Source organism: Shinella zoogloeoides (assembly GCF_030733845.1).
Taxonomy (GTDB): domain Bacteria; phylum Pseudomonadota; class Alphaproteobacteria; order Rhizobiales; family Rhizobiaceae; genus Shinella; species Shinella zoogloeoides_C.
This window is the reverse complement of the sequence record NZ_CP132311.1, coordinates 2636106-2648584: the sequence shown is the minus strand read 5'-3', so window position 1 is coordinate 2648584 and position 12479 is coordinate 2636106. Positions and strand designations below refer to the sequence as shown.

At 63.6% G+C, this 12479-nt stretch carries 12 protein-coding genes; 7 read left to right on the top strand and 5 right to left on the bottom strand.

Features of this window, described 5'->3' with window-relative positions; genetic code table 11:
* Window positions 1-212 precede the first annotated feature (212 nt).
* On the top strand, window positions 213-407 hold the full coding sequence (locus tag Q9316_RS14105; RefSeq protein WP_306032232.1) for a hypothetical protein: 195 nt from the start codon (window positions 213-215) through the stop codon (window positions 405-407).
* A 429-nt stretch (window positions 408-836) separates the two neighbouring features.
* On the opposite strand, the gene Q9316_RS14100 is transcribed toward Q9316_RS14105, so the two are convergent.
* Window positions 837-1082, bottom strand: a complete 246-nt coding sequence (locus Q9316_RS14100) for a DUF982 domain-containing protein (RefSeq protein WP_306032231.1) — start codon at window positions 1080-1082, stop codon at window positions 837-839.
* 223 nt (window positions 1083-1305) lie between these two features.
* On the opposite strand from Q9316_RS14100, the gene Q9316_RS14095 reads away from it, so the two are divergent.
* Together Q9316_RS14095 and Q9316_RS14090 are read left to right on the top strand one after the other, a co-directional pair.
* Window positions 1306-1941 (top strand): thermonuclease family protein, encoded by a 636-nt coding sequence (locus tag Q9316_RS14095; protein ID WP_306032230.1) that lies wholly within the window; start codon window positions 1306-1308, stop codon window positions 1939-1941.
* A gap of 109 nt (window positions 1942-2050) precedes the next feature.
* Window positions 2051-2212, top strand: a complete 162-nt coding sequence (locus Q9316_RS14090) for a hypothetical protein (RefSeq protein ID WP_306032229.1) — start codon at window positions 2051-2053, stop codon at window positions 2210-2212.
* Window positions 2213-2272: 60 nt separating this feature from the next.
* Here Q9316_RS14090 and Q9316_RS14085 read toward each other — a convergent pair whose 3' ends face one another.
* Window positions 2273-3112 carry a fumarylacetoacetate hydrolase family protein gene (locus tag Q9316_RS14085; RefSeq protein ID WP_306032228.1) on the bottom strand — a complete coding sequence of 280 codons (840 nt, stop codon included), beginning with the start codon at window positions 3110-3112 and terminating at the stop codon, window positions 2273-2275.
* A 108-nt stretch (window positions 3113-3220) separates the two neighbouring features.
* Between Q9316_RS14085 and Q9316_RS14080 the strand changes: the two genes are divergently transcribed.
* Window positions 3221-3913: a GntR family transcriptional regulator gene (locus tag Q9316_RS14080; RefSeq protein WP_306032227.1), complete on the top strand. Its 693-nt coding sequence runs from the start codon at window positions 3221-3223 to the stop codon at window positions 3911-3913.
* Between the two features lie 35 nt (window positions 3914-3948).
* On the opposite strand, the gene Q9316_RS14075 is transcribed toward Q9316_RS14080, so the two are convergent.
* Window positions 3949-5373: an efflux transporter outer membrane subunit gene (locus tag Q9316_RS14075; RefSeq protein WP_306032226.1), complete on the bottom strand. Its 1425-nt coding sequence runs from the start codon at window positions 5371-5373 to the stop codon at window positions 3949-3951.
* 655 nt (window positions 5374-6028) lie between these two features.
* On the opposite strand from Q9316_RS14075, the gene Q9316_RS14070 reads away from it, so the two are divergent.
* Both Q9316_RS14070 and Q9316_RS14065 read left to right on the top strand, forming a co-directional pair.
* A complete protein-coding gene (locus Q9316_RS14070) occupies window positions 6029-6247 on the top strand; it encodes a hypothetical protein (protein ID WP_306032225.1) in 219 nt (72 codons plus the stop codon).
* A gap of 154 nt (window positions 6248-6401) precedes the next feature.
* Window positions 6402-7958 (top strand): VOC family protein, encoded by a 1557-nt coding sequence (locus Q9316_RS14065; RefSeq protein WP_306032224.1) that lies wholly within the window; start codon window positions 6402-6404, stop codon window positions 7956-7958.
* A gap of 66 nt (window positions 7959-8024) precedes the next feature.
* Here the strand turns inward: Q9316_RS14065 and Q9316_RS14060 are convergent, their stop codons facing one another.
* Window positions 8025-8582 carry an NADPH-dependent FMN reductase gene (locus Q9316_RS14060; RefSeq protein WP_306035305.1) on the bottom strand — a complete coding sequence of 186 codons (558 nt, stop codon included), beginning with the start codon at window positions 8580-8582 and terminating at the stop codon, window positions 8025-8027.
* Between the two features lie 68 nt (window positions 8583-8650).
* Complete coding sequence (locus tag Q9316_RS14055) at window positions 8651-9604, bottom strand: ring-cleaving dioxygenase (protein WP_306032223.1); 954 nt, start codon at window positions 9602-9604, stop codon at window positions 8651-8653.
* A 383-nt stretch (window positions 9605-9987) separates the two neighbouring features.
* On the opposite strand from Q9316_RS14055, the gene Q9316_RS14050 reads away from it, so the two are divergent.
* Window positions 9988-12300: a methyl-accepting chemotaxis protein gene (locus Q9316_RS14050; RefSeq protein ID WP_306032222.1), complete on the top strand. Its 2313-nt coding sequence runs from the start codon at window positions 9988-9990 to the stop codon at window positions 12298-12300.
* Window positions 12301-12479: the final 179 nt, after the last annotated feature.

Sequence of the window (12479 nt, the reverse complement as noted above, 5' to 3'; positions counted from 1 at the left end):
CAGGGCGCGGGGGTGCACGTCATGGCTCGAGACTTCGTGATGTGTCTCGTTATCGGGGTGGCAGTCTACTGCATCCTCTGGGCAGCATGGCAGTGGCTATGACGTGTCCGGATTTAACCTTAATGGAATCTTTACAACCCACTTCCTCGACTCCTGCGCCTTAACGTTGCAGGATGTTTATGTTCGGGCGAACAGAGTTCTGTGAGGCATTCATGTATGGGGTTGCGAAGCAGGAAGGCATTTGGCTGTCCGTCACCCAAATTGACGACACGCCGCTTTATGTCAACATTCTTCAGGTCGGGGCGATAACCCCGATACACGGTGCTGGCTGCTTCATCCACGTCAACGGCGAGCGGTTCGAGATCGCCGAGACGCTGGACCAGATCCGATCGAAGCTGGCTATCTGACCGGGTGCCCGCCTGCTGGACTTTGAGTAAAGCTTCGCACTCCTCTGGACGCGATTTCCAGCATTGGCCCGGCGAGTATTCCCTTCGAGAGTTCGGCGGCAGCCATTCGCGTAATTTGCGGAATGGCACAAGCCGCAGGAATATATGCCTGATCGTAAGTCGCGACGAGGCCCTTCGATTTACTCCCTAGCTTCAGATCGAATATCTAGTCCAAAATTCCCAGTTTCCTATCGAAAATTCCCTGTTTAATGTTTTAGGGAATTCGATCGTTAAGAAACTGATTTCCCGCGAAAATATATCTGCCGGATGCATGATATGCGGTTAAAACAGACATATTCCCTGTAAATCGGCCACTATCAGGGAAATTTGCTTCCGAGACGAGTTCGCCCCAGACTGCTTCCCCTACCATTTTTTCTCCCGAGAAAATCATCACGTCACTACGACCTCGGCCTCTCGCGCCGCAGCGATGAATGCCAGGCGTGCCCGGCCCGGGCTGCAGCGGCCCTCCATTGCCCTGGCGCAGTAGGCGAGTGCCCGTTGATAGGCGCGGCCGTAGGTGACGGGCCATTTTTCCGCCAGGAGATAGGCCGCGTTTCGGGCGTCCTGTACGAGGTGCAGCCGTGTGCCTTCCGCAATCTTCACGGTCAGGCCCTGTTCCCAAGTGGTCGGTTTCATATCGATGCCTCATTCGAAAATCGCCGCATGAATGGACGAATCGGCCTGCCGGTTCCGCGCCAACGGCATAATTTTTCTTCACGACTCCTTGATGAACGGAGAGGGCGCTTTTGGCCCGGAAGGGCAGGGCAAGGCATGCCCGTCGACGGCGATCGATGCCGTTCCATCGTTCGGTAACCATATGTTCAAGAGATCGTTGCACTGTCCCGCCAGGAGACAGGCGATGGCGAAAAAGACGACCAGGCGGAAGAAGAGTTCGGGAACGCGGCGTTCGGCCGCTTCGCGCGGCGGCATGGCGCATTGGTATGTGCTGGGCGCGGCCGTTGTCGGCGGCATTCTCTATATGGAGAACCTCCCACCGGGGCCGGAAACGGGCGCCGCGGCAATCCGCACGGCCTCCATCGAGCGCAAGGAGAAGAAGGCGGAACGCGAGGTCGTGCGCGTGCGGCCGAAGCCGCGTCCCTCCGAGGCGGTAGGCGAGACGCTTGCCGTGGAGGAGAAGCTGCCTGCCTTTTCCGGAAAATGGTTCATCTGCACGACGCAGACCGATTACTGCGTGCTCGACGGCAGCACCATCCTTTATGCCGGCCGCAAGGTGCGGCTTGCCGACGTCGATGCGCCGGCGATTGCTGAGGCGCGCTGCGATGCGGAGCGCTCGCGCGGCGGGGATGCGAAGCTGCGCCTGCGCGAGATACTGAACGAAGGCAATGTCACGCTGGCGGCGGCGAAGGGTGGGTCCGGACGGGCCGGCGCAGCGCCGCATCTCGTGCTGCGCAATGGCCAGTCGATCGGCCACAGGCTCGTGCGCGAAGGGCTTGCCAGGCCCTGGACGGGGCGGCACCAGTCCTGGTGCGGTTGACGGTTTTCTCCTTGCGCAACCTGTGTCTTTCCGGCACAAGCCAGACGCAAGCCTGCGTCCCTAAGCTTTCCGTTAACCGGGATGGTGCCGGCTGGAAAGGGACAATGACATGTCGAAAGACCTCGAGCGCTACAGCGATCCGGACAATGCAACGGTCGCGCTCTTCCTCCTCGAAAACGATTCGGACGAATTGACGGATATCCTCGTGGCCGCGCTGGACGAGGCCTTCCGCATTCTCGAGGGCGAAGCGTCGCCTACGACCGTTCACTGATCGCCGACACGAAAGAGGGGCCCTTGAGGCCCCTCTCGCTTATATGACCATGCTCCCGCATCAACCCGCGGCAACGACCTGGCGCTGCACGCCGAGACCGGCAATGGAGACTTCCATGCGGTCGCCGGGCTTCAGGTAGCGCGGCGGCTTCATGCCCATGCCGACGCCGGGCGGGGTGCCGGTGGTGATTACGTCGCCGGGTTCGAGAATCATGAACTGCGAAATGTAGTGGACGAGGAACGGCACCTTGAAGACCATGGTGCTGGACGACCCGTTCTGCACAAGTTCGCCATTGACGCTGAGCGTCATGGCAAGATCGCTCGTGTCCACCTCGTCTTTCGTCACCAGCCAGGGGCCGATCGGGCCGAAGGTCGGGCAACCCTTGCCCTTGGTCCACTGGCCGCCGCGCTCGATCTGGAAGGCGCGCTCGGACACGTCGTTGCAGACGCAATAGCCCGCCACATAATCCAGCGCCTCGGCCTCCGAGACATAGGAGGCGCGCTCGCCGATGACGACGGCAAGCTCCACTTCCCAGTCGGTCTTTTCCGAACCGCGCGGAATGAGGATCGTATCGTCAGGGCCGACGATGCAGGAGGGGGCCTTGTTGAAGAGCACAGGTTCGCTCGGCACCGCCATGCCGCTTTCGGCGGCGTGGTCCGCATAGTTTAGGCCGACCGCGATGAAGTTGCCGACCCGGCCGACACAGGCGCCGAAACGGCTCCCCTCGGGCGCAAGCGGCAGGCTCATGGGGTCGATGGCGCGCAGGCGCGCCAGTTCCGCACGGCCGAGCACGCTGCCGGCAATGTCGCTCACCAGGCCCGAGAGGTCGCGGACCTTGCCGTCCGCATCGATCATTCCGGGCTTTTCCGCGCCCGCCGCGCCAAAGCGCACCAGTTTCATTCATTCCTCCATTCACGCCGATTTCGGTTGCACGCACCTTTCATCCGGTTTTACATCGAGTCAATGATTTTCGAAAATCTTTCAGATTTTATAAGGTAGGCGAGAACGATGGGCGAGAAGCGGGTGGGGACGCGAACGCTGGCGGGCGAGGCCTACGAGACGATCCGGCAGGCTATCCGCGCGGGAAACTTCAAGCCGGGCGATCGCCTGCGGTTTGCCGATCTTCAGGCGCTGTGCGGCATGAGCGTGACGCCCGTGCGCGAGGCGCTGACGCGTCTGACCGCGGAAGGCCTCACGGTGCTCGACGACCATCGCGGCTACAGCGTCGCGCGCTTGTCGCTGGAGGAGTTGCGCGACATCACGGCAGCGCGCCAGCTCTGCGAAAGCGAGGCGCTGCGGCTTTCTGTGGCGAGGGGCGATGCGGACTGGGAAGCAAGGGTGATTGCCGCCCACCATCTCATGGTGCGCATCCCGCAGGCGCGTGACGACATTCCCTCGGCGATGCGGGAGGATTGGGAGGCGCGGCATGCGGCTTTCCATGCCGCGCTGATCTCGGCCTGCGGGTCGCCGATCCTGCTCGAAATCTGCGAGAAGCTGTTTTCACGCGCGGATCGCTACCGGCGGCTGTCGGTCAGCCTGGCAGGCGCGGCGCGCGACGTGGAGGGAGAGCACCGGCGGCTGATGGAGCGTGCCCTGGCGCGCGACGGGGAAGGGGCCGCTGCGGCGCTTCGCGAGCATTACGGGCGCACCGCCGCCGCCCTCGAAGGCTTCTTCCAAAATGAAAACGGCGGCCCGGTCTAGGGGCCGCCGTTCTGCTATTCGTCTTTGGCTCCGGCTTACTTGCTGGCGACCGTCGTCGCCGCGCCGATTTCCGCGCCGCCGCCGATTGCCACGTTGAGCGCGACATAGTCGCGGGCAAGCTGGCGGATGGCGGAAGCGAGCGACAGGCGGGCCGAGGCGACGTTGCGTTCGGCATCGAGCACGTCGAGGATCGTGCTGGCGCCGCCGCGATAGCTTTCGCGGGCGAGGTTCAGCGTCTGCTCGTAGGAATTGACGACCTTGCGCAGGGCCGCGACCGTCTGGCCGTCGCGGATGAGCGCCGTCTGGGCGTTCTCGACTTCCTCGACCGCGTTCAGCACGGTGGCCTTCCAGGTCAGGTACTGCTGCTCGGCTTCCGAGCGGGCGATCTTGACCTGCGCCTTCAGCGCGCCGCCGTTGAAGATCGGCAGGTTCAGCGTCGGGCCGAAGGACCAGCTCGACAGGCTGCCGGTCACGGCATTGAAGTTGCGCGCCACGCCGATCGAGCCGCCAAGCTCGATGCTCGGATAGAGCTGCGATTCGGCGACGCCGATCTGCGCCGTTGCCGCCTGCAGGCGACGCTCGGCCGCGCGGATGTCGGGACGGTTGCGGATGAGGTCCGCCGGAATGCCCGTCTTGGTCGCGTAGCGCGGCATCGGCTGGGCCGAGCCCTTGATCAGGCTGGAGGTGATGGTGCTGGCCGGCACGCCGAGCAGGGTCGCGATATGGTTCGCCGCCTGATGGAAGCCGGTTTCCAGTGCCGGCAGGTCAGCCAGCGTCTGGTTGACGAGGCCTTCGGTCTGCAGCACGTCGAGGCTGGAGGCGGCGCCCGCTTCCTTGATCTCGTTGGTAAGCTTCAGCGTCTCGCGGCGCGAAACTAGGTTCTTGCGGCTGAGCGCGAGCGCTTCCTGATAGTAGCGCGCATTGATGTAGCTCGACACGAGGTCCGAGAGATAGGCGAGGCGTGCAACGCTGACGTCGTCATAGGCGGCGTCGAGCGAGGCGTTCGCCGCTTCCTTGGACCGGCGGTACTGGCCGAAGAAGTCGAGCAGCCACGACGCGCTCACGCCGGCCGAGATCGACTTCGATTCGGAATGGTCGCGTCCGGTGGAGCGGCGCAGATAGCTGCCGTCCTGGCCGCTCACGTCGCCGTCCGCAGAGGCGCCGATGCTCGGAAGTCCGCCCGCGCCGGCAACGACGACATTGGCTTCGGCCGCCGTGATGCGCTCCAGCGCCTGCTGAACGGTGAGGTTCTCGGCCATGCCCTGGTGGACGAGGCCGTTGAGACGCTTGTCGCGGAAGGATTCCCACCACGGATTGAGCGCCACGTTTTCGGCGCTCGCCGCCCTGCTTTCGGAAAACTTTGCCGGAAGCGCCGTGTCAGGCTTCTGGTAGTCGGGGCCGACGACGCAGCCTGACAGGAGAAGCATGCTCAGCGGAAAAAGCGTCCTGGTGAAATTCATGGGTCTATCCTGTCGGCCTTTGGGCATATTAACGCAAGAAATCTCTGATTCACTCTTTATTTATGTTTAACGCCGAGATCGAGCCTCCTCCTTAAAAAAGAATGGTCCCACAACGTTTTTTTCCCCGTTCGCCGGCGGTGTGTGTCCGCCATGCAACGCGATCCGTTCTGCGGGGATGTTTTTTTGCCCGCTATGCGAAAGTTGGCCGATTTTTGCTGCGCCGCCAGATTGCGTCACGGCATTTCCCCGGAATGTCCGTCTTCGCGACATATTTTCCTGAAAAATGCTGCATCAGCGAACAATATTTTGCGATTCGAATTGTCACACAAATCCGGAAGCAATTTTTTCCAAAAACCTGCAGATTCCATTGACAAAAAAGGGAGAGCCGCTTATGTGTTGCAGCATCGCATGAAGACCGCATGCGTCTTATTCCGGTCTATCCCTGACGCAGTTATTTTTTAGCGTCAGCGCCAACCAGAGGAGTGTGTCATGTACCATATCAACTGCATCGCCTCCGTGCGTGTGGCGTACTCCTGTCGTGAAACGATTACAGGGAAAGCGCATACGGCCCTCTGCCGAATGTGATCTGATTTCCCCTCATCGAATTTAGCGCAAGATTGAATTGGCTGTGCCCTCGGGTGCGGCAGGAGTTGTTATGCAAAAGCAGGTTATCGAAATCGGTGGTGAAGCCGTCGGCGTCGTCGTTCCGGATGAGGATCGGCTGAAGTTCGTGGCCGTCAAATATTCCGTTTGGGATCTGGATTCCCAACGCTTCTCGTCGGCAGACGAAGTGCGCCTGGCGATCCGCCGCCTTCTCAACGATCCGTCCGCCTCGGCGCGGGCGATGTCCCCGGCCAATAGCGCGGCCGCCTGAACCACAATCCCCACGAAGCGGCCGTTGCGTGCCGTTTACGGCCGGCCTCGCCTTTCAGCGGGGCCGGTCTCATTTTGTGAACAATCCATTCACCTCGCGCCCGCTGGCGCGGGCTGCCAAATCCTGATTGGGTGCTTTCGAAAGGAGGTGCCCCATGACCAGCGGCATCCATCACATCACGGCGATTACCCGGAAGATCCAGGCGAACGTCGATTTCTATGTCGGCTTTCTCGGCCTCAGGCTCGTCAAGCGAACGGCGGGATACGAGGACGCTGACCAGCTCCATCTTTTTTATGGCGATGCGGCGGCCAGCCCCGGCTCGCTGATCACCTTCCTTGCCTGGGAGGATGGGTCTCCCGGCCGGGTCGGGCTCGGCCAACCGTCGGAGATCGCCCTCGCCATCCGGCCGGAGGCGATCGGCTTCTGGCTGACGCGGGCGCTGACGCACAACGTCGCCATGACCGGTCCGGCGCAGGAGTTCGGCGAACCGGTGCTGCGCTTCAAGGATCCGGACGGCATCATCGTCAAGCTCGTCGGCGAGGCGGATGTCAGCGGTCCGGCGCCGCATGTCACAAGGGGCATCGCGGCGGGGGACGCGATCCAGCGCATTCGCGGCGCGACGATCCTGTCGGAGAAGCCGGCGGAAACGACGGCCTTCATCGGCGGGCATTTCGGCTTCCGCAAGGTCGCCGAGGCCGACGGTGTCATCCGGCTTGGCGGGGAGGCGGGCGACGTGCTCGACATCCGCAATGCCAGCGGTTTCTGGACGTCCGCGCCCGGTACCGGGACGATCGACCATATCGCGCTGCGTGCGCCCGACCGGGCCAGCGTGGAGGCGATGGCCGGCCGGCTCGCCGCCGAGGATGCGGGCGACACGAACATGCATGACCGCAGCTATTTCTACTCGCTCTATGTCCGAGAACCCGGCGGTTCCCTCGTCGAATATGCGACGGACGGCCCTGGCATGACGGTCGACGAGCCGCTGGAAACGCTCGGGCACACGCTGTTCATCCCGAAGCATTTTCGTGCCGACCCGGAGGATGTCCGGGCGCGGCTTCCGCAATTCTCGCTACCTGGAGACGAGAGAATGAGTGAACGAGACCTGCCCTTCATCCATCGGATGCACCGCCCGGAAAATCCTGACGGCACCGCCGTCGTGCTGCTGCACGGCACCGGCGGCAACGAGACCAGCCTTCTGCCCTTCGGCGCACGGCTTGCGCCGAATGCCGTGCTCGTCAGCCCGCGCGGGCGCAGCGTCGATGAAGGCCATCCGCGCTTCTTCCGCCGGCTGAGCATGACGACCTTCGACCAGAAGGACATCGTCAGCGAGGCGGAAGCCTTTGCGGCCTTCATGGAAGGAGCGAACGCGGCCTATGGCCTTGACCCCGACAAGACGCTGTTCGTCGGCTACTCCAACGGCGCGAACATGATCGGTGCGGTCATGCTGCTGCATCCCGGCATCATCCGCAACGCCGTGCTGCTGCGGGGCATGAACGTGCTGGAGACCGTTCCGGCAACGGACCTGCCCGGCACGAACGTGCTGATGGCGAGCGGCGAGTCGGATCCCTATGGCCGCTTTGCGGGCGACCTCGAACGGCACCTCAAGGCGCGCGGCGCCACGGTCGAGCACCGGCTGCTCGCCGCCGGGCACGAGATCGGCGGGGCCGACCTGGAGCTGGCGAAGGCCTACAAGGAACGCGTCATCGGCTGATGCCGGTGGCTGAAACGAAAAAGGGCGCGTCGCAGGACGCGCCCTTCCGATTCGATGGGGCTGAGCCTATCGCTTGTATTCTGCGACGAAGGCGGCAAAGCCTGCAACGAAATCGCGCAGCTTCCTTTCGGTCGCTTCGTCGGCGATCCGGCCGTCCTGGATGACGGTGCCGGCGCGCGAGACCATCAGCTTGGCGCCGAACCACGGCACCGTGCCGAGCGTGCGCATGACGGGCAGCCAGGCTTCCTGCGAGAGCAGCGTGCCGAAATTGCCTGGCGAGGCGCCGGTGATGGCGAAGGGCTTGCCGCCGAAGACGCGGGCAATGTCGGAGGAGGGGCGGCTCATCCAGTCGATGGCGTTCTTGAAGACGCCGGGAATGCCGTTGTTGTATTCCGGGGTGAAGAGGATGACGCCGTCCGCATCAGCGACGAGGTCCTTCAGGCGCGTGGCGGCCTCCGGAACGCCGTCGGCGGCTTCCACGTCGCCGTCGTAAAGCGGAATGCTGCGGATCGAACCCTCCACGATGCTGGTGCCGGCGGGCGCCATGTCGAGGGCGGCGCGCAGCAGCGCCGTGTTGAAGGAGCCCTTGCGCAGGCTGCCCGAGATTGCCACCAGTTTCGTCATCATATGTCTCCCGTCGATGGATAGAGAAAACCCCGGCGGACGGTCGTCGCGCCGGGGTTCGGTTCAGCTTAGGCGAGCGGCTTCAGCCTGGCCTCGATCTGCGTGCGGCGCGGCTCGAGGAAGGGCGGCAGCGACAGGCTCTCGCCGAGCGTTTCGAGCGGCTCGTCCACGGCAAAGCCGGGACCATCCGTGGCGATCTCGAACAGGATGCCGTTCGGCTCGCGGAAGTAGAGCGAGCGGAAGTAGAAGCGCTCGACCTCGCCGCTGGAGGGCAGGCGGAAACCGCGCAGGCGCTCCGTCCAGGCATGCAGCGCCTCGACGTCAGGTGCGCGGAAGGCGACGTGGTGTACGGCGCCCGCACCCTGATGGGCTGCCGGCATGTCCGGTTCGACGGCGACATGCAGCTCGGCTGCCGGACCGCCTTCGCCCATCGAGAAGACGTGGACGTCGCCCGCGCCATCCGGGTTCGGGTAGGTCGAGGTCTGCGCCATGTTCATGACGTGGACGAGAACGGTCTCCGTGTTGCGGATGTCAGGCACGCTCAGCGTGATGGGGCCGAGGCCCTTGATCTGGTGTTCGGCCGGAACCGGGCTCTTTTCCCACGGATTGGACGGTGCGCCGGCATTGTCGACGGTCAGGCGGAAGCGCTGGCCTTCGCCATCCTCGAAATCGAGCGTGGCACGGCCGCCGACATCTCGGATATCGCCGGCCTTGACCTTGAGGTCGGCAAAGCGGGCTTTCCACCATTCGAGCGTCGAAAGGCTGGCAATGCGCAGGCCCGTGCGGGAAACGCTGTGCGTGCCGCGCCGCTCGTGGCCGACCGGCCAATCGAAGAAGGTCAGGTCCGTGCCGGGCGAGGCGAGCCCGTCGGCATAGAAGAGATGGTAGGCGCTGGTATCGTCCTGGTTGACGGTCTTCTTGACGAGGCGCAGGCCGAGCGTCTGCGTGTAGAAGCGCAGGTTTTCCGGCGCGTTCGCCGTGATCGCGGTCAGGTGGTGGATGCCTGTAAGCTGCAGGGTCATGAGAAACTCCTCTCCGGAAGGGTCCGGACTGTCCTTGTGCGTGCCCCGCTCTTGGGGCCTTGCGTTGAAGCGAATATCGCCCCTTGCCTACGCTCCCGGAAGGCCGGGTCCGGCGAACGGATTGTTCACTTTTCCTGAACGACGGGTGACAAGCATTGCGAAGCGGCCGGGTCGCCTCGCCACGCTGAAAAACCGCCGTTTCAGATATAGCGTTTATCCACCCATTCTGTTCCTGCGCTCGATCATTCGAATTTTATCGTTTCATAAACCAGCATCCGCTTACGCTTCCCCTCGCGAAATGACTTCGTCTCTTTTTCGCCGCGTCGTCGGCATGTCCGCCATTTCCGATGATTGCCGGCGCGCCCGGATGCGAGGAGACGTTTATGCTGCCAAAGACTGCGACTGCCCGAAACATGTTCGCCATCGTGGCGGCCGGTGTTGCCACGACCGTGGCGACGGCGGGCGTCCTGCTCTGGCTGTCCTACCGCACCGTGGAGGAGCGGTCGATTTCGGAAATGGTGAACGCGGCGGAAGCCAGCGCCGGCGAGGTGAAGACGACCTTCGCGCAGGTGAAGACGTTGAGCTGGAACATGCGTTCGGCTCTTTTCGCGATGAAGGACGGCGCGCAGCCGAGCCGCGAACAGTTCGACATGATGATGAAACGACTGCTGACGGACACGCCCATTGCCGTCGGTGTCTACACAGCCTGGGAGCCAGACGCCTTCGACGGCAGGGACGCCGAATACAAGGACAAGCCCGGCCACGATGCGAGCGGCCGCTATGTGCCCTATACGATCCGTTCGAACGGCGGCATGACGATCGAGGCCCTGGTCGACTACGACAAGCCGGGACCGGGCGACTACTATCAGGTGCCGAAGACAACCGGCAAGGATTACCTCTCCGAGCCCTATGTATACAGCGTCGGCGGCAAGGACACGCTGATGACCTCGTTCGTGACGCCGTTGCTGTACGATGGCGCGTTCAAGGGAATGGCGGGCACGGACGTTGCACTCGATGCGCTGGCGGCCGACATTGCCAGGTTGAAGCCGCTTGGCGAAGGTTACGTCGCGCTCCTGAGCAGCAGCGGCAGCGTCATCAGCCATCCCGACAAGGCAGCGCTCGGAAAGCCGCTGAAGGATTCCGGCCTTGACGTCGCCACCTGGCAGCGCCTGATTGAAAATCCTGGAAAGGCGTTCGAATTGACGGATGCGGCCGGCGTCGCTTCCATGGCGGTCGCGGTTCCCGTCAACCTGAGCCCGGGCGCCGTCTGGTTCGCCGTCGTATCGGTGCCGAAATCGGTCCTGTTCGCCAGCCTTTCCAACCTTGCGCTTACCTCGATCATCGTCATTGCTATCGCGGCAGGCCTGATGATCGTGATCGGCTGGCTGCTCGCTGCCCGTTTCCGCAAGCGGCTCGACAAGGTCATCGTCGCGACGAGCGAAATCGCCCGCGGCCGCACGGATGTCGATCTCTCGGAATCCGAGCGCCAGGACGAGATCGGCGAAATGGCCCGCTCGCTTGCCGTGCTGCGCGATGCGACGCTCGCCAAGGTTCGCCTCGAGGGCGAGGCGGAACAGAACCGCGCGCTTTCGGAAGACGAGCGCCGCCAGCGCGCCGAGGAAACCGCCGAGCGCGAACGCCAGACGCGCGTTGCCGTCGAGGCGCTGGCCCAGGGCCTGCAGAAGCTCGCCGACGGCGACATGACGCACCGGATCCATGAGGCCTTTGCGGGGTCGCTCGACGAGGTACGCCACGACTTCAACGCCTCGGTCGAAAAGCTGCAATCGGCGCTCCGCTCGGTCGGCAGCAATGCCAATGCCATCCAGGCCGGCTCCGCCGAAATCCGCTCCGCTTCCGACGATCTTGCCAAGCGCACCGAGCAGCAGGCGGCATCCGTCGAGGAAACGGCCGCGGCGCTGGAGGAAATCACCACCTCGCTCAAGGACGCCACCAAGCGGGCGGAAGACGCCGGCCAGCTCGTCGAGCGCACCCGCGCAGGCGCCGAAAAGTCGGGCGAGGTCGTGCGCCGCGCCGTGAGTGCGATGAGCGGCATCGAGAATTCATCGCGCGAAATCTCCAACATCATCGGCGTCATCGACGAGATTGCCTTCCAGACAAACCTTCTGGCACTGAATGCCGGCGTCGAGGCGGCGCGGGCAGGGGAGGCCGGCAAGGGCTTTGCGGTCGTCGCGCAGGAGGTGCGCGAGCTTGCGCAACGCTCGGCCAATGCCGCCAAGGAAATCAAGGCGCTCATCACCAAGTCGGGAGAGCAGGTGAATCTCGGCGTGACGCTGGTCGGCGAGACCGGTTCGTCGCTCTCGGAAATCGTCAACCAGGTTCAGGAGATCGATCAGAATGTCGCGGCGATCGTGCGTTCGGCGCGCGAGCAGTCGACGGGCCTCAACGAGATCAGCGCGGCGGTGAACTCCATCGACCAGGGCACGCAGAAGAACGCGGCCATGGTGGAGGAACAGACGGCGGCGAGCCATGCGCTTGCCACCGAGGCGGCGGCGCTGAACACGCTCATCGCGCAGTTCCGGCTGGGGGCGGGCGCAGGCGGCATGCGCGCGGTGGCGGCAACGCCCGCCGAACACCGCCCGGTCGCCTCGGGTGCACGGGCACTCGGCAACAAGCTCGCCACCGCCTTCGGCGGCGGACAGGCCGCGGCCGCGGCGCAGGATTGGCAGGAGTTCTGAGCCTTCTCCAGCCGGTTAAAAAACGCAGGCGGCCGGTGACGGCCGCCTTTTTGTTGGGCGAGGCGCTGCGCCGGATTCGGACGTTGCACAGGAATTGAACAGCCTCGGCGTGTCCATCCCGTTGCGGCATGCATCAGGAAAATCTTTAGTAATATGAAATCACTTTTGGATTCGGAACT

Coding starts and splice junctions, on each gene's coding strand:
- Q9316_RS14055 (WP_306032223.1), bottom strand. CDS start 9,604: ATGACCCTGCAGCTTACAGGCATCCACCACCTGACCGCGATCACGGCG.
- Q9316_RS14085 (WP_306032228.1), bottom strand. CDS start 3,112: ATGAAACTGGTGCGCTTTGGCGCGGCGGGCGCGGAAAAGCCCGGAATG.
- Q9316_RS14080 (WP_306032227.1), top strand. CDS start 3,221: ATGGGCGAGAAGCGGGTGGGGACGCGAACGCTGGCGGGCGAGGCCTAC.
- Q9316_RS14105 (WP_306032232.1), top strand. CDS start 213: ATGTATGGGGTTGCGAAGCAGGAAGGCATTTGGCTGTCCGTCACCCAA.
- Q9316_RS14065 (WP_306032224.1), top strand. CDS start 6,402: ATGACCAGCGGCATCCATCACATCACGGCGATTACCCGGAAGATCCAG.
- Q9316_RS14070 (WP_306032225.1), top strand. CDS start 6,029: ATGCAAAAGCAGGTTATCGAAATCGGTGGTGAAGCCGTCGGCGTCGTC.
- Q9316_RS14090 (WP_306032229.1), top strand. CDS start 2,051: ATGTCGAAAGACCTCGAGCGCTACAGCGATCCGGACAATGCAACGGTC.
- Q9316_RS14075 (WP_306032226.1), bottom strand. CDS start 5,373: ATGAATTTCACCAGGACGCTTTTTCCGCTGAGCATGCTTCTCCTGTCA.
- Q9316_RS14095 (WP_306032230.1), top strand. CDS start 1,306: ATGGCGAAAAAGACGACCAGGCGGAAGAAGAGTTCGGGAACGCGGCGT.
- Q9316_RS14050 (WP_306032222.1), top strand. CDS start 9,988: ATGCTGCCAAAGACTGCGACTGCCCGAAACATGTTCGCCATCGTGGCG.
- Q9316_RS14060 (WP_306035305.1), bottom strand. CDS start 8,582: ATGACGAAACTGGTGGCAATCTCGGGCAGCCTGCGCAAGGGCTCCTTC.
- Q9316_RS14100 (WP_306032231.1), bottom strand. CDS start 1,082: ATGAAACCGACCACTTGGGAACAGGGCCTGACCGTGAAGATTGCGGAA.